Source organism: Variovorax sp. GW821-FHT10B04 (genome assembly GCF_059415645.1).
Window position 1 is genome coordinate 530,773 of the sequence record NZ_JBWKNQ010000002.1, and the last position, 18,899, is coordinate 549,671.

Here is an 18,899-nt window from a genome sequence, read left to right on the forward strand (position 1 = left end):
GAAAGCGTTGTCTTGATTGCGATCGTTGCGGCCATGCATGAGGAACTGAGCGCGCTGCTGGCGCGCATGCCCGACGAGCAGCGGGTGCGCGTGGCGGGGCGTGACTTCTGGGTCGGGCATCTGGAAGGGCAGCCGGTGGTGGCTGTGCTGTCGCGCATCGGCAAGGTCGCGGCTGCGATCACGGCGACGGTGCTGATCGAGCGCTTCGCTGTGAAGGCGATCGTGTTCACCGGCGTGGCAGGCGGCCTGGCGCCGGGCGTGAACGTCGGCGACGTCGTCGTGGCCGGCACGCTGATGCAGCACGACATGGACGCCTCGCCGATCTTTCCGAAATACGAGGTGCCGCTCAGCGGCGTGTCGCGCTTCGCGGCCGATGCGCAGTTGGCCGAAGCGCTCGTGGCCGCGGCGCACGACGTGCTGCGTGATCCGGTCGCGCTGGTGGGGCCGCAGGCGGTCGACGAGTTCGGGCTGTATCTGCCGGGCGTGCATCGCGGCCTGCTGGTGAGCGGCGACCGCTTCGTGTCGACCGCCGCTGAAAGTGCAGCCTTGCGCGATGCGCTGCCCGACGCATTGGCCGTCGAGATGGAAGGCGCGGCCATCGCGCAGGTATGCCACGACTACGGCGTGCCCTTCGCCGCGGTCCGGACCATCTCCGACCGTGCCGACGATGCCGCGCACGGCGACTTCAAGCGCTTCGTCGCCGAGGTCGCGAGCCGCTACAGCCTGGCGCTGGTGAGCACGTGGCTGGCCACGCTGCCCGTTGCCAACTGAGCTGCACAGCCGACTGAAACTGCAGGCAGGCAGGCTGCGCTGCATCGCCGCAGCATCCTCACCGTCGGCCGTGATCCGTGTGGAAGACACCGCAATCTAGAATCGGCCGCATAAAGAGGAGATGGTTTCCATGCGTAAAGTAGGTGAAGTCCTGGCGGTTGTTTCGTGTTGCAGCCTTCTGTTGCTCGCATGCGGTGGTGGCGGTGGCGGCGGTAGCGGTGCTGTCGCAGTTGACCCGGGCACGGGTAGCGGCAATACGCCAACTGCAGACCATGTGATCGGGGGAACCGTCACTGGCATCGCTTCCGGCAGCCAGATCGTCTTGAAGAACAACGGCGCCGATGCGTTGACGCTGTCGGCCGACGGGCAATTCAGTTTCAAGCAACGCACGGCGGAGGGCAGCAGCTACAGCGTGTCTCTGTCCTCCGTGCCATCGGCGCAGGCGTGCACGATCGTCTTTTCCGGCGGTGCCGTTTCCAAGGCGGATGTCACGAGCGTGCGGGTGATTTGCGGTCCGGCGCAGCAAGGCGTTTTCCATCTGGCTGCCACCATGCATGTCCCGCGCACGGGGCATCGGCTCGTCACGCTGTCCGACGGATCGGTACTCGCATTGGGGGGGCAGGACCTGGCCGGCAGCGGCGTCGTTGCGGTCGAGCGATACGACCCCGTGAGCGCTCTCTGGAAGCCGGCCGGCACGCTGCCATTTCAGCCGCTGCAAGCGGCCGTCTTGCTGCCTTCCAGTGGAAAGGTCCTGGTCGCCAGCGCCGCCGCGGAGTTGCGGCTCTATGACCCGACCACGCAGACGTTCACGTCCGGTGGACAGTTCGCGACGCTGACGAAGCTGGAACAGCTCCAGGTCCTGCTGGATGGTCGCGTGTTTGCTTCGGACGGAAAGCGTGTCGAACTCCTCCAGCCCGAGACAGGTGTGTGGAGCGCAAGCGCTGCTGCGCTGGTGGACCACGCCTATGGCGGCTCGTTCACGTTGATGGCAAATGGCAATATTCTGGCTGCGGGCGGCGCAGCCGGGGGGAGTTCCACCATTGCCGACAGTGAGGTATTCGACCCATCTCTCGGGAAATGGACCTCTGCCGGGCGACTGGCGACTTCTCGCACCAATCACACGAGCACCTTGCTGCCCAACGGAAAGGTTCTCGCCGTCGGAGGGTCTACGGGATCGACTGCACACTATTGCGCCTGCGGCTGGTCGGCTGTTGCGCAGGCCGAGCTTTTTGATCCGGCTACCGGCGTGTGGTCATCCGCAGGCAGTCTGGCGACCCGTCGACAAGGGTTTTCGGTGACGTTGCTGCCTACCGGCCAAGTCGCCGTCGCAGGGGGAAACATTTGGAACGAAGTCGATTCTCTGCCGACAGGTGGATTCGGGACGAAGTTGCCACTTACGCTGGGCAGCGTTGAAGCCTACGACCCCTCGACGAACGCATGGCAGCCGTGGGGAACATTGCTGTCACCCCGTTCCGGGCATGCGGCTGTGCTGATGACGAGCGGAAAATTGCTGGTGTCGAATGGCGCGGTTTCCACGTCGGATAACCCGACGGCGCCCGATCCCTATGCCTGGCACAGGGAATGGGTGACCAGCAGCGAAGTGGGCTGGTAGTCGCCTACTTGAGCCAGCCGCGCCGGCGGAAGTACCACATCGGCCCGAGCGCGCTGGCCGCCATCAACAGCAGGGCGTACGGATAGCCGAGCGACCAGTCGAGCTCGGGCATGAACTTGAAGTTCATGCCGTAGATGCTCGCGATCAGCGTCGGCGGCAGCAGCGCCACGCTGGCGACCGAGAAGATCTTGATCGTCTTGTTCTGGTTGATGTTGATGAAACCGACGGTCGCGTCCATCAGGAAGTTGATCTTGTCGAACAGGAAGGCCGTGTGGTTGTCGAGCGACTCGATGTCGCGCAGGATCTGCCGCGCCTCTTCGAATTGCTCGGCGTTGAGCATGCGGCTGCGCATCATGAAGCTCACCGCGCGGCGCGTGTCCATCACGTTGCGGCGGATGCGGCCGTTCAAGTCTTCCTGGCGTGCGATCGCGCCGAGCACCTCGCCGGCCAGCTCGTCGCTGACGTTGCCTTCGAGCACCTTCTTGCCCGCGATCTCGAGTTCGTCGTAGATGTTCTCCAGCGTGTCGGCCGAGTATTCGGCGTCGGCGTCGAACAGCTTCAGCAGCACGTCTTTCGCGTCCTCGATCAGCCCTGGCGCGCGGCGCGCACGCATGCGCACCAGGCGGAACACGGGCACGTCCTCGTCGTGGATCGAGAACAGCACGCCGCGGCTGCGCAGGTCGCTGTTGTGCTGGTTGAGGATGAACGCCACGCGCACCGAACGCGGGTCTTCGTCGTCGTCGATCAGGAAGTCGCTGCGGATGTGCAGTTCGCCGTTGTCTTCCTGGTAGAAGCGGGCCGATTCCTCGATGTCCTCGTCCATCGCGTCTTCCGGGATGGACAGGCCGTAGTACTGCTTGATCCAGCGTTTTTCCTCGACCGTTGGCGATTCGAGGTCGACCCATATGGGCTGGAACCGGGAAAGCTCTTCGAGGGCCTCGATTTCTTCCTGGACGAGGCGGCCGTTGGCGAGCGTGAAGATGTTGAGCATGGGCTCACTCCCTGAGATGACTGGCGATGGGCGAGGGGTTGGTTGGCGCTTTCAAGTCCCTCGCCGATGGCTTCAGACGGGAGTTGAAAGCTGCCGAGACGGGGCGGTTTCCAAGGCGAAATCTCCGGTTGCAGCGACGCACGATTATGGCACCGCGCCCTCGACGGACATGCCACTGGTCTGGATGGATATCCAGTAAAGTCGCGCCCCGATGTCCTCCATCGCCGCTTCCGTTCCACACAGCCAGGCCGAGCGTCTGGCGCAGGCACTTTCCACGCTCAACGAGGCGCAGCGCGCAGCCGTGGAGCACGGTGTCGGCGCCGCTGTCGGCGACACGCGGCCGCTGCTGGTGATCGCCGGCGCGGGTTCCGGCAAGACCGCCACGCTGGCGCACCGGGTGGCGCACCTGATCGCGCAGGGCGCCGATCCGCAGCGCATCCTGTTGCTGACCTTTTCGCGCCGTGCGGCGCAGGAGATGGGCCGCCGTGCCGGCCAGGTGCTGGCACGCGTGCTCGGCCTGGGGGCCGAATCGCCGCCTGCGCTGCCCTGGGCCGGCACCTTCCACGGCATCGGCGCGCGGCTGTTGCGCGAATATGCGGCGTCGATCGGGCTCGATGAGAACTTCACGATCCACGACCGCGGCGACGCCGAAGACCTGATGGGCCTGGTGCGGCACGAGCTCGGCTTTTCAGCCACGGAGCGCCGTTTTCCGCGCAAGGGAACCTGCCTGTCGATCTACTCGCGCGTCGTCAACACCTGCGCGCCGCTGGCCGAAGTGCTGCGCGATGCGTTCCCGTGGTGCGCCGACTGGGAGGCCGAACTCAAGCGGCTGTTCGGCGCCTACGTGGAAGCCAAGCAGCGCCAGCAGGTGCTCGACTACGACGACCTGCTGCTGTACTGGGCCGAAATGGTCGCGGACCCGAGCTGGGCGCGGCTGGTGGGCGGCCGCTTCGATCACGTGCTGGTCGACGAGTACCAGGACACCAACCGGCTGCAGTCGGCGATCATGCTCGCACTCAAGCCGGACGGGCGCGGACTCACCGTGGTCGGCGACGATGCGCAGTCGATTTATTCCTTTCGGGGCGCAACGGTGCGCAACATCCTCGATTTTCCGGGGCAGTTTTCCCGGCCAGGCGCGCAGGGGCCGGAGCCGGTGCCGGCGCGCGTCGTCACGCTGGAGCGCAATTACCGTTCGACGCAGCCGATCCTGGACGTCTCGAACGCGGTGATCGCCGCCGCGGCCGAACGCCACGCCAAGACGCTGTGGACCGACAAGCCATCGGCCGGACGTCCGCAGATCGTGCTGGTGCCCGACGAGGCGCAGCAGGCCTGCTGGGTGGCCGATCGCGTGCTCGCGCACCGCGAGGGCGGGCTGGCGTTGAAGTCGCAGGCGGTGCTGTTCCGGACCTCGACCCACAGTGCGGCGCTCGAACTCGAACTGGTGCGCCGCAACATTCCGTTCGTGAAATACGGCGGCCTGAAATTCCTCGAGGCGTCGCACGTCAAGGACCTGCTTGCCGTACTGCGCTTCGTCCAGAACCCGCGTGGGCGCATGGCGGGTTTCCGGGTCACGCAGCTGATTCCCGGAATCGGTCCGGCGACTTCGGCGCGACTGCTCGATGCCATGGACCAGGCTGCAGACCCTGCCGCGGCGGTGCAGGATTTCTCGCCGCCAGCGGCAGCGAAGGTCGAATGGCAGCGCTTCGCCGACATCTACGCCGCGCTGCGCGCACCCGGATTGGCCTGGCCGGCCGACATGGAATTGGCGCTGGACTGGTACCTGCCGCACCTCGAACGGTTGCACGACGATGCCGGCGTGCGCCGCGGCGACGTGGAGCAGCTCGCGCGGCTGGCCTCGGGCTATGCGTCGCGCGAGCGCTTTCTGACCGAGCTCACGCTCGATCCACCGGAAGCCACGAGCGACCGGGCGGGGCCGCCGCTGCTCGACGAGGACTACCTGATCCTGTCGACCATCCATTCGGCGAAGGGGCAGGAATGGACGTCGGTGCACGTGCTCAACGCGGTCGACGGCTGCATCCCGGCCGACGTGGCGCAGGGGGCGCATGAGCTGGAAGAGGAACGGCGGCTGCTCTACGTCGCGATGACGCGAGCGCGCGACCATCTGCACCTGCTGGTGCCGCAGCGCTTCTACGTCACGCAGCAGGCGGCGCGTGGCGATCGGCATCTCTATGCGGGTCGCACGCGCTTCATTCCCGAATCGGACGCGCATCGCTTCGAGCATGTGACCTGGCCGCCGCCGCCCGCACGCGCCGTTGGCGTCCCGGCGCCGGCCGCCACGCTCGACCTCCTGAGCCGGATGCGGGCAACCTGGCGCTGAGCATTTCGGCCCTGTTTGAAAAAGGGTCGATTTCTTTTTTTCGTCGAAAGAACCGCTCGGCATTTCGGCCCGGCGCACCGCGAGGCTGCAAGCGCTGCCGCTATCAAATGGCTAGCTGATCCAGCGCATGAAACGGATGCGATGCAGACGCTTACCGCGCCGAGATTGCATTACCGTGACGGCTTGGGCATAGTGAATCGACCCCCCGAATTTCCCTCTCCAATCTCATCTCCCCCGCATCAGCCACTCCGTTTTTTCGCCGGTCGACGTGCCATTCCGGGACGCCGGCCATTTCCCCAACCGTCAATTCCAGGAGGTCATTCATGAATTTGACGATCAGCGGCCATCACCTCGACGTTTCTCCCGCCTTGCGCAAGTACGTGACGAGCAAGCTCGACCGGATATCCCGGCACTTCGATCAGGTGGTCGATGTGAAGGTGATCCTCACGGTGGAGAACCAGAAGGAGAAGGAGCGCCGGCAACGCGCCGAATGCAACATCCACGTCAAGGGAAACGACATGTTCGCGGAGTCGAGCCATGCTGATCTGTATGCCGCGGTGGACGAGCTGGTCGACAAGCTCGACCGCCAGGTCGTGCGCCACAAAGACCGCCTGCAGGACCATCACCATGCAGCGCCTAAACGTCTGATGTAGGCCGTTGCGCACTGCCCTTCGGGCAAATACTCTTGTGGGCTGCCCTCGGGCGGCCCTTTGCTTTTTTCAGGGCAGGTGCATAATCGCCCCCGCTCTGCACCCACCATGAATCGCCTCGCGTCCATCCTGCCGCCCGCTCAAGTGCTCGTGAGCGTCGATGTCACCAGCAAGAAGCGTGCTTTCGAGGAAGCCGGCCTGCTGTTCGAAAACCTCCATGGCCTCAGCCGTGCGCTCATCACCGACAGCCTGTTCGCGCGCGAACGGCTCGGCTCGACGGGCCTCGGTCACGGTGTCGGCATTCCGCACGGCCGCATCAAGGGCTTGAAGTCGCCGATGGCCGCCGTGTTCCAGCTGGCCCATCCCATCGGATTCGATGCGCCCGACGAACAGCCGGTCGTGCTGTTGATCTTTTTGCTGGTGCCTGAAGCAGCCACCCAGAAGCACCTCGAGATCCTCTCGGAAATCGCCGAACTTCTCAGTGACGGGCCCTTGCGCGAACAGATCAAGTCGAGCACCGACGCTGTGGCGCTTCACGGCCTGATCGCCAGTTGGCAATCGGCCCAGGTGGTCTAGCCCTTGCACGCGGCGACGACGCGTGCAATGCGCATCCGGCCTGCTGCGTCGCCGGCCTCGCGCTGAAAACTGCCGTCCCCCAGCCCAGGCGCCCTGCGTTTTTCAAAGGTAGTTCATGAAGCCGACGGTCATCAGCGCCGATGCGATGTTCGAGGATTTTCGTGGCGCGCTGCGCTGGGAGTGGCTCGCCGGCCTGGGTGCTTCGGAGCGGCAGTTCGATTCGGAGGTCATCAGCCGCGCGCAGTCCGCCGCGGATCTGGTCGGCTACCTCAACTACATCCACCCCTATCGCGTGCAGATCCTGGGCGCACGCGAGGTCGCTTACCTGGCGCGCGGCACGCCCGAGGACTGCGCCCGGCGGATCGCACGCATCGTGACCCTGGAGCCGCCGATGCTGGTGCTGGCCGACGGCCAGGCGCCGCCGGATGACCTGCTGTCGATCTGCGAACGCGCCCAGTTGCCGTTGTTCGCCACGCGCGAGTCGTCGGCCTTCGTGATCGACCTGCTGCGCGCCTATCTGTCCAAGCACTTTGCCGAGCGCACCTCGATGCACGGCGTGTTCATGGACATCCTGGGGTTGGGCGTGATGATCACCGGTGAGTCGGGCCTCGGAAAGAGCGAGCTCGGGCTGGAATTGATATCGCGCGGCAACGGCCTGGTGGCCGACGACGCCGTCGACCTCTACCGGATCAACCAGAACACCATCGAGGGCCGCTGCCCCGAGCTGCTGCAGAACCTGCTGGAAGTGCGCGGCATCGGCCTGCTCGACATTCGCGCGATCTTCGGCGAGACCGCCGTGCGCCGGAAGATGCGCCTGAAGCTGATCGTGCACCTGGTGCGGCGCGACAGTTTCGAGCGCGACTACGAGCGCATGCCCGCAGCGCCGCTCACGCAGGACGTGCTGGGCATCCCGGTGCGCAAGGTCATCATCCAGGTGGTCGCGGGCCGCAACATCGCGGTGCTGGTGGAGGCGGCCGTGCGCAATTCGATCCTGCAGCTGCGCGGCATCGATACCTATGCGGATTTCGTGGCGCGCCACCACAAGGCGATGGAAGAGGCCAGCAAAGGCCTCTGAAAGACGACTTCCGGCGCCGCCGGCAGCGTGCGTTTCAGCGCTTGTCGGTGCAGTTGCTGCAGAGACCGTACAGCGACATCGCGTGGTCCTGGAGGACCCAGCCCTTGTCCTTGGCGATCAACTGCTGGCGACGTTCGATCTCGGCGTCGTAGAACTCCTCGACGCGGCCGCACGAGGTGCACACCAGGTGATCGTGGTGCGTGCCTTCGTTCAGTTCGTAGACCGCCTTGCCGCTTTCGAAGTGGCTGCGTTCCAGAATGCCGGCCTGCTCGAACTGCGTGAGCACGCGGTAGACCGTTGCCAGCCCGATGTCGGAATGATCGTTGAGAAGGACGCGGAACACGTCTTCCGCCGTCATGTGTCGCTGGGTACCGGTCTGGAAGATCTCGAGAATCTTCAGGCGCGGCAGCGTGGCCTTCAGGCCGGTACTTTTGAGTTCGTCGATATTGCCCATGATGATTCCTGCGCCGGCCCTGCGGGAAAGCCCCGCCGAGGGGCCAGCCGCTACAATGGGTCGATCATATCGCTACCCCTTTTGCCCATGCTCGCCATTTTCCGAAGCCGCCTGTGGTTGCTCGCAGCTGCTGCCGCGGCCACTGCAGCGCTGGGTGCCTGCAGCAGTGTCACTGAAAGCACGCGCAGTGCGCTGGTTGCCGTTACGCCGTACAAGGTCGAGATCGTCCAGGGCAACTTCGTCTCGAAGGAACAGGTCGACATGCTCAAGGTCGGCATGTCCCGGCAGCAGGTGCGCGAGATTCTCGGCACGTCGCTCCTGACCGACGTGTTCCACAACGACCGCTGGGATTACGTCTTCACCATCCGTCGCCAGGGCGTCGAAGCGCAACAGCGCCGCCTGACGCTGTTCTTCAACGGCGAATTGCTGGCCCGTTTCGAAGGCGACACGATGCCGAGCGAGCAGGAGTTCGTTGCGACGCTCGATGGGCGCAAGCACACCGGGAAGATTCCGCAGCTCGAGGCGACCGAAGAAGAGCTCAAGAAACTGGCGCCGGCCAAACCCGCTGCGACCAGCGCTGCCCCGACGGCGCTTCCGCCGCTGCCGGCCAGCTATCCTCCCCTCGAATCGAAGCGCTGAGCCCCGCGCCCGCGTACGGTTCGCCGGCATTGCGCTCGCATGCCGCCCGATCGATGTTTTCCGAAGGCTGAATCCGCGTGACCGCAGCATCCCCATCCTCTTCCAACATTTCGCTGCGGCGCATCGCGATCGCAGGTGCTTCGGGCCGCATGGGCCGCATGCTCATCGAGGCCGTGCGCAACGCCGATGACCTCGAGCTCGCCGGCGCGCTGGCCGTAGCCGGCGGGGCCGACATCGGCACCGACGCGTCGGCCTTTCTTGGTGTGAACAGCGGCGTGGCCATCACGTCCGATCTGCGGGCCGGGCTGAAGAATGCCCAGGTGCTGATCGACTTCACCCGTCCCGAGGGCACGCTGGCCCATCTGGCCGTGTGCCGCGAGCTCGGCGTGCAGGCCGTGATCGGCACCACCGGCTTCAGCGATGCACAGAAGGCGGAGATCGCCGACATCGCCAGGGACATCGCGATCGTCATGGCGCCCAACATGAGCGTCGGCGTCAACGTGACCTTCAAGCTGCTCGAAATGGCGGCCAAGGCGCTGTCGACTGGCTACGACATCGAAGTGATCGAGGCGCACCATCGCCACAAGGTCGACGCGCCGTCGGGCACCGCGCTCAAGATGGGCGAGGTCATCGCCGACGCGCTGGGCCGCGATCTCAAGGATTGCGCCGTCTATTCGCGCGAAGGCGTGACCGGCGAGCGCGACCCGTCGTCGATCGGCTTCGCGACCATCCGTGGCGGCGACATCGTCGGCGACCACACCGTGCTGTTCGCCGGCACGGGCGAGCGCATCGAGATCACGCACAAGTCGTCCAGCCGTACGACCTATGCGCAGGGCAGCCTGCGCGCGGCGCGCTTCCTTTCGGCGCAGAAGTCCGGGCTGTTCGACATGTTCGACGTCCTGGGTCTGCGCTAACGGGCCGACCCGCATGCGCGTCGCGCTTCCAGCCCCTTTGCTTCCATGAGCGTGCTGTCGCTGCTCTCGCAGGGCGATGCGGTGAGCCGCACGGTGGCCGTGCTGCTGTTCGCGATGTCGGTGGCGAGCTGGGTCGTGATTCTCTGGAAGGCGTGGCTGTTGCGTGGTGGAACCCGCCACGTGGTGCGAAGCATTGCCGCGTTCTGGCAGTCCCCGTCGCTGGCTGAAGCCGAGCAGCGCCTGCAGGGCTTCGACGGCGCAGCGCTCGTGTCACCCGCCGTCGGCGCGCTGGCCGCGCTGATGCGCGAGTCCACGCAGGCCGCCGGCACGCTCGGCCAGGCCGGCGATCGCAGCCAGCGGCTCACGCGCGTCCTGCGCAATGCGCTGCACGGCGCACTGCAGCGCTTGCAGAGTGGCCAGATCCTGCTGGCGACCGTGGGCGCGACGGCGCCTTTCGTCGGCCTGCTCGGAACCGTCTGGGGCATCTACCACGCGCTCTCGGGCATTGCGGGCCAGGCGGGCGGCTTCACCATCGACAAGGTGGCGGGGCCGGTCGGCGAGGCGCTGGTGATGACGGCGCTGGGCCTGGCCGTCGCCATACCGGCCGTGCTCGCGTACAACGTCTTCGGTCGCGTGATCGGTCGCATCGAGGCCGAACTGGAAGGCTTTGCGCACGACCTGCTCGCGATGTTCGGCGAGCCGGCCGCTTCCACGCCGTTGCCGCCGGCCCGGGTCATGCCGGTCGTCGCCTGAACCATGGCCTTCGGCCGCCATCCGCTCGGTTCCGGCGGCGCAGGCCGTAGCGCAGCAGCCAAGGGCTCGGGCGCCAGGCCGTTGTCCGACATCAACGTCACGCCGCTGGTCGACGTGATGCTGGTGCTGCTGGTGATCTTCATCATCACGGCGCCGTTGATGGCCAGTTCGATCCGGCTCGACCTTCCGAAGACCGACGCCGGCCTGCCGGTCGATGCGCCGAAATCCGTGAGCCTGGCCGTCAACCGCGCCGGGCAGGTCTTCCTGAACGGAAAGGCTGTCACGGCCGACGAGCTCGCGGCCGGACTCGCCGCCACGGCCGGGGCCAGCCGCGATACCGAAGTGCAGCTGCGCGCGGACGAAACGGTGCCCTACGGCCGGATCGTCGAACTCATGGGCATCGCCAACAAGGCCGGCCTGACGCGCATCGGCTTCGTGACCGAGGCGCCGGCGCTTGCGGCGCCCGTGGCACCAACATCACCCGCTCGCTGACGGATCGCTGGATCCAGGGCTGAACCTCGGCCCCTCTCCTCACCAGGGACACCGCAGGACCGGCTCCGCCGGACTGCAGGTGTCGCCCCCCGCAGGGGGTTGGCGACTACGCGCAGCGAGCAAGCCTGAGGGTTAGCTGAGAACCACCGGCTTGGTCTTCCAGATGTCGTGCGCGTATTCCGCGATCGTGCGGTCCGACGAGAACACGCCCATGCCCGCGACGTTCAGGATCGCCTTGCGCGTCCATTCGTCGCTGTCGCGGTAGAGCGCGTCGACCTCGGCCTGCTTCGCGACATAGCTTTCGTAGTCGGCCAGCAGCAGGTAGTGGTCGCCCCAGCTCACCAGCGTGTCGTAGATGCTCTGGTAGCGCGCCGGCTCGCCGGGCGAGAACACGCCGTCGCGGATGGCGTCCAGCACCTTCTGCAGTTCGGGGATCGAGTCGTAGTAGCTGCGCGGCTGGTAGCCGTGCGCGCGGATGTCGGCAACCTGCGGCGTGGTGTTCCCGAAGATGAAGATGTTGTCCGCGCCGACGTTTTCCAGCATCTCGACGTTGGCGCCGTCCAGCGTGCCGATGGTCAGTGCGCCGCTGAGCGCGAACTTCATGTTGCCGGTGCCCGACGCCTCGGTGCCGGCCGTCGAGATCTGCTCCGACAGGTCGGCTGCCGGCATGATGATCTCGGCCAGGCTCACGCTGTAGTTCGGCAGGAACACGACCTTCAGCAGCTTGTTGGCGCGCGGATCGGCGTTGATGACGCTGCCGACGTCGTTGATCAGCCGGATCACCAGCTTGGCCATGTGATACGCCGACGCCGCCTTGCCGGCGAACACCACCACGCGCGGCACCAGGTCGATCGGCTGGCCGGCCTCGTGCGCGGCAATGATGCGCTGGTAGCGCGTGATCACGTGCAGCACGTTGAGCAGCTGGCGCTTGTATTCGTGGATGCGCTTGACCTGCACGTCGAACATCGCATCGGTGTCGACCACGATGCCCATGTGCTGCTCGATCCAGTTGGCCAGCCGCAGCTTGTTTTCGCGCTTGGCATGGCGGAAGGCGCGCACGAACGGCGCCTGCTGCGCCATCGGGCGCAGCGCTTCGAGCTGCGTCAGGTCGCGTCGCCAGCCGCGGCCGATGCGCTGGTCGAGCAGCGCGGCCAGCGGCGGGTTGGCCTGCGCCAGCCAGCGTCGCGGCGTGACGCCGTTGGTCTTGTTGTTGAAGCGCTCGGGGAAGATGCGGTTGAAGTCGACGAAGATCGATTGCTTCATCAGCTCCGAGTGCAGGCCCGACACACCGTTGATCGAGTGGCTCGCGAGCACCGCAACATACGCCATGCGCACGCGCCGCTCGCCCGACTCGTCGACCAGCGACAGCCGGCGCAGCAGCTCGACGTCGTTGCCGGCCTTCGCCGTCACGGCCGCGAGGAACTTCGCGTTCATGTCGTAGATGATCTGCAGGTGGCGCGGCAGGATGCGGCCGAGCATCTCGACCGGCCAGGTCTCCAGCGCCTCGTGCATCAGCGTGTGGTTGGTGTAGCTGAACACCTTCTGCGTCTGCGCCCAGGCGGTGTCCCAATCGAGGCCGTATTCGTCGAGCAGCAGGCGCATCAATTCCGGCACCGCCAGCACCGGGTGCGTGTCGTTCAGGTGGATGCTGACCTTCTCGGAGAGCTGGTCGAAGGTCTTGTGGGTGCGCAGGTAGCGGCGCAGCAGGTCCTGCACGCTGGCGCTGCAGAAGAAGTATTCCTGGTGCAGCCGCAGCTCGCGGCCCGATGGCGTCGAGTCGTCCGGGTAGAGCACGCGCGACACGTTCTCCGAGTGGTTCTTGCTCTCCACCGCCTGCATGTAGTTGCCGCGGTTGAAGGCCGACAGGTCGATTTCCTCGGTGGCGCGTGCCGACCACAGCCGCAGCGTGTTGGTCGCCTGCGTGCCGTAGCCCGGGATGATGGTGTCGTAGGCGACGGCCAGCACGTCGTGCGTGTCGACCCAGTCGGCCGCGCCGTACGGAGCGTTCGGTCCTTCGCGGCGCTGCACGTGGCCGCCGAAGCGCACGCGGTAGTTGACCTCGGGCCGCTGGAACTCCCACGGGTTGCCGCGCGTGAGCCAGTAGTCGGGCGTCTCGACCTGCTGGCCGTTGACGATGTTCTGGCGGAACATGCCGTACTCGTAGCGGATGCCGTAGCCCATGCCCGGCACGCCGAGCGTGGCCATCGAGTCGAGGAAGCAGGCGGCGAGCCGGCCCAGGCCGCCGTTGCCCAACGCCGCGTCGGGCTCGCGCTCGGCCAGCGCCGACATGTCGACGCCGAAGTCCGCCAGCGCCTGCCGCACCGTGCCGTAGAGCTCGACCGCCAGCAGCGCGTTGGTGAAGGTGCGCCCGATCAGGAACTCCATCGAGAGGTAGTAGACGCGCTTGACGTCCTGCGCGTAGTTGGCGCGGGTGGTGGTCATCCAGCGCTCGACCAGTTGATCGCGCACGGCCAGCGCGGTGGCGTTCAGCCAGTCGTCCTGGCTGGCCGCCACCGGATCCTTGCCGACCGCGTAGATCAGCTTGTTGGCGAGCGCACGCTTGAAGGCGGCAACGTCGCGATCGGGATGGTCGTAGGCAAAGTCTTTGATCGTCATGGTTCGATGGCGGTTGTGGTTATGGGGTCGGGCTCTTCAGGCCCGGGCTTGTCGCGAGTCTTCGTAGACGCGCAGGTAGGCTTCGGCCGAGGGCTGCCAGCCGGCCGGGCGCCGCAGGCCGGTCGCGCGGACCCGGCGCCAGTCGGTCGGCCTCTGGTACAGCGCGAAGGCGCGGCGCACCGCACGGTCGAAGGACGGAATGTCGAAGCTGTCGAACACGAAGCCGTTGGCGCTGCCGTCGGCCATGTTCTCGAGCGCGCAGTCGACCACCGTGTCGGCCAGCCCGCCGACACGGTGGACCAGCGGCAGGCTGCCATAGCGCAGTCCGTACATCTGGGTCAGGCCGCAGGGTTCGAACAGCGAAGGCACCAGCGTGACGTCACCCCCGGCGAACAGCCGATGCGCGAGCTTCTCGTCGTAGCCGATGGTCACGCTCACCGCATCGGGCGCTGCGGCTGCGCGCTGCCGGAAGGCGTCTTCCAGCCAGGCTTCGCCGCTGCCCAGCAGCGCCAGCTGGCCGCCTTGCGCCAGCAGCGCGTCGAGGCCGCCGAGCACCAGCGGCAGGCCTTTCTGCTCCGCCAGCCGGCTCACCAGCACGAAGAGCGGCGCATCGGGATTCACCGCGAGCCCGAGCGCCTGCTGGAGTTCGGCCTTGCACGCCAGCTTGCCGGCGGGCCTGCGGACATCGAAGGTCTGCGGCAGCAGTTCGTCGATGGCCGGGTTCCAGACGGCTTCGTCGACCGCATTCAGGATGCCGCCCAGCACGCCGCTGCGGGCACGCAACAGGCCGTCGAGGCCCCAGCCCTGCTCGGGCGTCTGGATCTCGCGCGCGTAGGTGGGGCTCACGGTCGTGATGCGGTCGGCGAAGACCAGGCCGGCCTTCATGAAGGACACCTGCCCGTGGTATTCGAGCCCGTCGACCTGGAACATGTGCGCCGGCAAACCGAGTCCGCCGAAGTGCCATTCGGGAAACAGGCCCTGGTAGGCGAGGTTGTGCACGGTGTAGACGCTGCCCACGCGCGGGCCATCGGTGTGCGGCGCGGCCGCCATGTACGCCGGTGCCAGCCCGGCGTGCCAGTCATGCGCATGCACCACTTCGGGACGCCAAAGCGGATCGAGGCCTTGGGCGAGCCGGGCCGCGGCCCAGCCGAGCAGCGCGAAGCGGCGGTGGTTGTCGTCGTAGGGCTGGCGCTGGCTGTTCTCGTAGGGGTTGCCGGGCCGGTCGTAGAGCGCAGGCGCGTCGATCACGTAGACCGGCAGGCCGTCGGGGACGCCATCGGCCGCGAGCCGGCCGATGCGCAGCACCGCGCGTTCGCCCCATGGCGCTTCGAAAGCCGCGACCTCCACCGTGTCGCCGAGGCCCGCGAAGATCGCCGGAAATCCGGGCAGCAGCACCCGGACGTCCTGTCCGATCGCTGTCAGGGCGGCCGGCAGCGCACCGGCCACGTCGGCCAGGCCGCCGGTCTTGAGGAGGGGGAAGAGTTCGGCGCTGACCTGCAGGACCCGCATCGTCAACGCCCGTTCCAGACCGAAAACTGCATGCGGTCCCTCATGCCAGGCGCTGCAGCATTTCGCGCGTGATCAGCACCACGCCGGTTTCGGTCCGCTCGAAGCGCGCGGCGTCGGCCACCGGGTCTTCTCCGACCACCATGCCCGCGGGAATCACGCAGGCGCGATCGACCACCACCTTGCTGAGCCGCGCGCCGCGTCCGACCTCGACGTCGGGCAGCAGCACCGCTTCCTTCACGTCGCAGAACGAATGGATGCGCACGCCCGAGAACAGCACCGAGTCCTTGACCTTGGAACCCGAGACGATGCAGCCGCCCGAGACGATGGTGTTGACCGTCATGCCGTGGTTGCCGTCGATGTCGAGCACGAACTTGGCGGGCGGCAACTGACGCTGGTAGGTCCAGATGGGCCAGTTGGTGTCATAGATGTCGAGCTCCGGGGTGATGGAAGCCAGATCGAGGTTGGCTGCCCAGAATGCATCAATCGTGCCCACGTCGCGCCAGTAGACCTTGGCGTCCGGCCCGCGCGACTCGCGCGTGACGCACGAGAGGCCGAACGGATGCGCCAGTGCGCGCCCCTGCGCCACGGCGCGCGGGATGATGTCCTTGCCGAAATCGTGCGACGAGTCGGGGTTGGCCGCGTCTTCCTCCAGCAGCTGGTAGAGGTACTGCGAGTCGAACACGTAGATGCCCATGCTGGCCAGCGCCACGTCCGGCTTGCCGGGCATCGCCGGCGGATCGGCCGGCTTTTCGTGGAAGGACTGGATCCGGCGGTCCTCGTCGATCGCCATCACGCCGAAGGCCGTGGCTTCCATGCGCGGCACCTCGATGCAGCCGACGGTGCAGCCCATGCCGCGCTCCGCATGGTCCTTGACCATGATCGAGTAGTCCATCTTGTAGATGTGGTCGCCGGCCAGCACCACCACGTAGTCGTGGCGTGTGGAACGCGTCTGGATGATGTCCAGGTTCTGGAACACGGCGTCGGCCGTTCCGCGGTACCAGTGCTCGTCGCCGACGCGCTGCTGGGCGGGCAGCACGTCGACCATCTCGTTGAGTTCGGCGCGCAGGAAGCTCCAGCCGCGCTGCAGGTGGCGCATCAGCGAATGCGACTTGTACTGCGTGACCACCGCCATGCGCCGGATGCCCGAGTTCAGGCAGTTCGACAGCGCGAAATCGATGATGCGGAACTTGCCGCCGAAATACACCGCCGGCTTGGCGCGCCGGTCGGTCAGCTGCTTGAGCCGGGAGCCGCGTCCGCCGGCCAGCACGAGGGCGATGGTGCGGCGGACGAGTTGATGGGCCTGCAGGGGTTCGGGCGTCGTCATGGACTCTTTCATTCGGCGTCTCGTTTCATGGTTGCGTGCGGTCTCGATCGTTGGAATCCAGCGTAGCACCGGGTGTGGCGTCCGGTGTCATTTTTGCCAGCCAAAGGGTGGCCGGTCGAAGGGTTTCGCCGGCTGCCAGCGCGCGCTCGTGGTCGTCCTCGCGCACGGCGTCGCTGGCGAGCCGGCGCAGCCAGCGGCCTGGTGGCATGTCGAACGCGACGGCCTGTGCGCCGGCGTTGATCAGCAGCAGCCAGCTCGCGGCGGGCGTGGCGGCGTCGGCAGGCGCATCGAAGCGCATGGCGAGCGCCGCGCGATCGCGCCGCTCCCAGTCGGCCGACGCCATCGCGAGGCCTTCCGGCGTCAGCCAGTGCAGGGCGCCGCCGTCCGCGTCGGGTGCGCCGGCGGGCCACCAGCGTGTGCTGCGCAGGGGCGCGGCCTCGCGCCGCAGCGAGAGCGTGCGCGCGACGAAATCCGCCAGCGCGGTGTCGGCGCGGTCCCAGTCGAGCCAGGTGATCTCGTTGTCCTGGCAATAGGCGTTGTTGTTGCCCTGCTGCGTGTGGCCGATCTCGTCGCCGGCCAGCAGCATCGGCGTGCCCTGCGAGAGCAACAGCGTCGCCAGCAGCACGCGCTGCAGTTCGCGGCGCTCGGCCCGGACCGCGGCGTCGTCGGTGTCGCCTTCGACACCGCAGTTGCGGCTCCAGTTGCTGCCGCTGCCGTCGCGGTTGCCTTCGCCGTTGGCGAGGTTGTGGCGTTCGTTGTAGCTGACGACGTCGCGCAGCGTGAAGCCGTCGTGCGCCGTGACGAAGTTGACGCTGGCCGTCGGTGCCCGGCCGCTGTGGTGGAACTGCGCACTGGATGCGAGAAAGCGGTGCGCGAATTCGCCCGCGCTGCCGTGCCGGTGCAGCCAGAAGGCGCGCTGCGTGTCGCGGAAGCGGTCGTTCCATTCGAGCCAGCCGGCCGGGAAGCCGCCGACGCGGTAGCCGCCGGGGCCGATGTCCCAGGGTTCGGCGATCAGCAGCGCGCGCGACAGCACCGGGTCCTGCGCGACGGCTGCGAGAAAGGGCGCGCGCGGGTCGAACTCGCCGCCCTCGCGTCGCGCGAGCACGGTCGCGAGATCGAAGCGGAAGCCGTCGACGCCGAGCTCGGTCATCCAGTAGCGCAGGCTGTCGGTCGCCAGCTGGACCACGCGCGGCTCGGCGAAGTTCAGGCAGTTGCCGCAGCCGGTCCAGTTCTCGTAGGCCGAGCGGTCGGCGGGCGGCAGGTGGTAGTAGAGCGCGTTGTCGATGCCGCGCATCGACAGCGTGGGGCCGAGCGCATCGGTCTCGGCGCTGTGGTTGTAGACCACGTCGATCACCAGCTCCATGCCGCGCGCATGCACCGCGTCGGCCAGGGCGCGGAATTCGCCGGCGGGCGTGGTGCCGGGGCGGCCGCTCCAGTAGCGCAGCTCGGGCGCGAACCAGCCGATGGTGGTGTAGCCCCAGTAGTTGGACAGGCCCATCTTCAGCAGCCGTTCTTCGTCGGCACGGTGCTGTACCGGCAACAGGCTCAGCGTGGTGACGCCCAGGCGCTGCAGATGGTCGAGCACGGCGGGCTCGGCCAGCCCGGCATAGCTGCCGCGCAGTTCCGGCGCGACGCCGGGATGGCGCCGGGTCTGGCCGCGCACGTGGAGTTCGTACAGCACCCGTTCGCCGGCGGCGACGCGCGGGCCGCCGATCGGTGGCGGTGCGGCAAGCACGCCAGGGGCGGACGGCGCCACGCGCGCCTTCAGCGCGACCGCCGCGTTGTCGCGCGCGTCGGGCTGCGACGGATCGCCTGGCACATGGCCGAGGTACAGGTCGCTGCCGTCGTAACGGCCGACGATCTCGCGGGCGTACGGGTCGAGCACGACCTTCGCCGGGTTGAAGCGCTGGCCGTCCTGCGGCGCCCAGGGCCCGTGCACCCGGTAGCCATAGACCAGGCCCGGGCCGGCGCCGGCCAGGCGGCCATGCCAGACGCCGTCGGTGCAGGCGGGCAGCGCGATGCGCTGCTGCTCGCTGGTTCCGCTGCCGTCGAACACGCAGAGTTCGACCCGGGTGGCATGTGGCGCCGCGAGTGCGAAGTTGATGCCGTCCGGCTGTGCCGTGGCGCCGAGCGGAAAGGGCGAGCCCGGTGTCAGCATGTCGTCGTCCCTTGCACGGTGGCCATC

The 18,899-nt window shown here is 67.2% G+C and carries 16 protein-coding genes; 10 read left to right on the top strand and 6 right to left on the bottom strand.

Features of this window, described 5'->3' with window-relative positions:
• The first annotated feature begins 33 nt into the window (after positions 1–33).
• Positions 34–771: a 5'-methylthioadenosine/adenosylhomocysteine nucleosidase gene (locus AC07PZ_RS07550; RefSeq protein ID WP_495294560.1), complete on the top strand. Its 738-nt coding sequence runs from the start codon at positions 34–36 to the stop codon at positions 769–771.
• A 130-nt stretch (positions 772–901) separates the two neighbouring features.
• Positions 902–2,383, top strand: coding sequence for a Kelch repeat-containing protein (locus AC07PZ_RS07555; RefSeq protein ID WP_495294430.1), 1,482 nt, complete (start codon positions 902–904; stop codon positions 2,381–2,383).
• Positions 2,384–2,387: 4 nt separating this feature from the next.
• Here the strand turns inward: AC07PZ_RS07555 and corA are convergent, their stop codons facing one another.
• Positions 2,388–3,374, bottom strand: a complete 987-nt coding sequence (corA, locus tag AC07PZ_RS07560) for a magnesium/cobalt transporter CorA (RefSeq protein ID WP_495294431.1) — start codon at positions 3,372–3,374, stop codon at positions 2,388–2,390.
• Between the two features lie 211 nt (positions 3,375–3,585).
• Here corA and AC07PZ_RS07565 point away from each other — a divergent pair, with 211 nt between their 5' ends.
• The 4 genes from AC07PZ_RS07565 to hprK all read left to right on the top strand — a co-directional run bounded on the left by AC07PZ_RS07565 (position 3,586) and on the right by hprK (position 8,013).
• Positions 3,586–5,712 carry an ATP-dependent helicase gene (locus AC07PZ_RS07565; protein WP_495294432.1) on the top strand — a complete coding sequence of 709 codons (2,127 nt, stop codon included), beginning with the start codon at positions 3,586–3,588 and terminating at the stop codon, positions 5,710–5,712.
• Positions 5,713–6,035: 323 nt separating this feature from the next.
• Positions 6,036–6,365 (top strand): ribosome hibernation-promoting factor, HPF/YfiA family, encoded by a 330-nt coding sequence (gene hpf, locus AC07PZ_RS07570; RefSeq protein WP_495294433.1) that lies wholly within the window; start codon positions 6,036–6,038, stop codon positions 6,363–6,365.
• 105 nt (positions 6,366–6,470) lie between these two features.
• Positions 6,471–6,938, top strand: a complete 468-nt coding sequence (locus tag AC07PZ_RS07575) for a PTS sugar transporter subunit IIA (protein ID WP_495294434.1) — start codon at positions 6,471–6,473, stop codon at positions 6,936–6,938.
• Positions 6,939–7,053: 115 nt separating this feature from the next.
• Positions 7,054–8,013, top strand: coding sequence for an HPr(Ser) kinase/phosphatase (hprK, locus tag AC07PZ_RS07580; RefSeq protein ID WP_495294435.1), 960 nt, complete (start codon positions 7,054–7,056; stop codon positions 8,011–8,013).
• A 34-nt stretch (positions 8,014–8,047) separates the two neighbouring features.
• On the opposite strand, the gene fur is transcribed toward hprK, so the two are convergent.
• Positions 8,048–8,467: a ferric iron uptake transcriptional regulator gene (gene fur, locus AC07PZ_RS07585; protein WP_495294436.1), complete on the bottom strand. Its 420-nt coding sequence runs from the start codon at positions 8,465–8,467 to the stop codon at positions 8,048–8,050.
• An 87-nt stretch (positions 8,468–8,554) separates the two neighbouring features.
• Between fur and AC07PZ_RS07590 the strand changes: the two genes are divergently transcribed.
• From AC07PZ_RS07590 to AC07PZ_RS07605, 4 genes are all read left to right on the top strand, one after another.
• Entirely contained in the window at positions 8,555–9,106 is a 552-nt protein-coding gene (locus AC07PZ_RS07590) for an outer membrane protein assembly factor BamE (protein ID WP_495294437.1), read from the top strand.
• A 71-nt stretch (positions 9,107–9,177) separates the two neighbouring features.
• Entirely contained in the window at positions 9,178–10,020 is an 843-nt protein-coding gene (gene dapB, locus AC07PZ_RS07595) for a 4-hydroxy-tetrahydrodipicolinate reductase (RefSeq protein WP_495294561.1), read from the top strand.
• 45 nt (positions 10,021–10,065) lie between these two features.
• Positions 10,066–10,773 (top strand): MotA/TolQ/ExbB proton channel family protein, encoded by a 708-nt coding sequence (locus tag AC07PZ_RS07600; RefSeq protein ID WP_495294438.1) that lies wholly within the window; start codon positions 10,066–10,068, stop codon positions 10,771–10,773.
• 3 nt (positions 10,774–10,776) lie between these two features.
• Complete coding sequence (locus AC07PZ_RS07605) at positions 10,777–11,265, top strand: ExbD/TolR family protein (RefSeq protein WP_495294439.1); 489 nt, start codon at positions 10,777–10,779, stop codon at positions 11,263–11,265.
• 132 nt (positions 11,266–11,397) lie between these two features.
• Here AC07PZ_RS07605 and AC07PZ_RS07610 read toward each other — a convergent pair whose 3' ends face one another.
• The 4 genes from AC07PZ_RS07610 to glgX are packed head-to-tail and all read right to left on the bottom strand — an operon-like array spanning position 11,398 to position 18,872.
• Positions 11,398–13,881: a glycogen/starch/alpha-glucan phosphorylase gene (locus AC07PZ_RS07610; protein WP_495294440.1), complete on the bottom strand. Its 2,484-nt coding sequence runs from the start codon at positions 13,879–13,881 to the stop codon at positions 11,398–11,400.
• A 36-nt stretch (positions 13,882–13,917) separates the two neighbouring features.
• A complete protein-coding gene (glgA, locus tag AC07PZ_RS07615; protein WP_495294562.1) occupies positions 13,918–15,390 on the bottom strand; it encodes a glycogen synthase GlgA in 1,473 nt (490 codons plus the stop codon).
• Positions 15,391–15,430: 40 nt separating this feature from the next.
• Positions 15,431–16,726, bottom strand: coding sequence for a glucose-1-phosphate adenylyltransferase (gene glgC / locus AC07PZ_RS07620; protein ID WP_495294441.1), 1,296 nt, complete (start codon positions 16,724–16,726; stop codon positions 15,431–15,433).
• Between the two features lie 13 nt (positions 16,727–16,739).
• Positions 16,740–18,872: a glycogen debranching protein GlgX gene (glgX, locus tag AC07PZ_RS07625; protein WP_495294442.1), complete on the bottom strand. Its 2,133-nt coding sequence runs from the start codon at positions 18,870–18,872 to the stop codon at positions 16,740–16,742.
• Positions 18,873–18,899 lie beyond the last annotated feature (27 nt).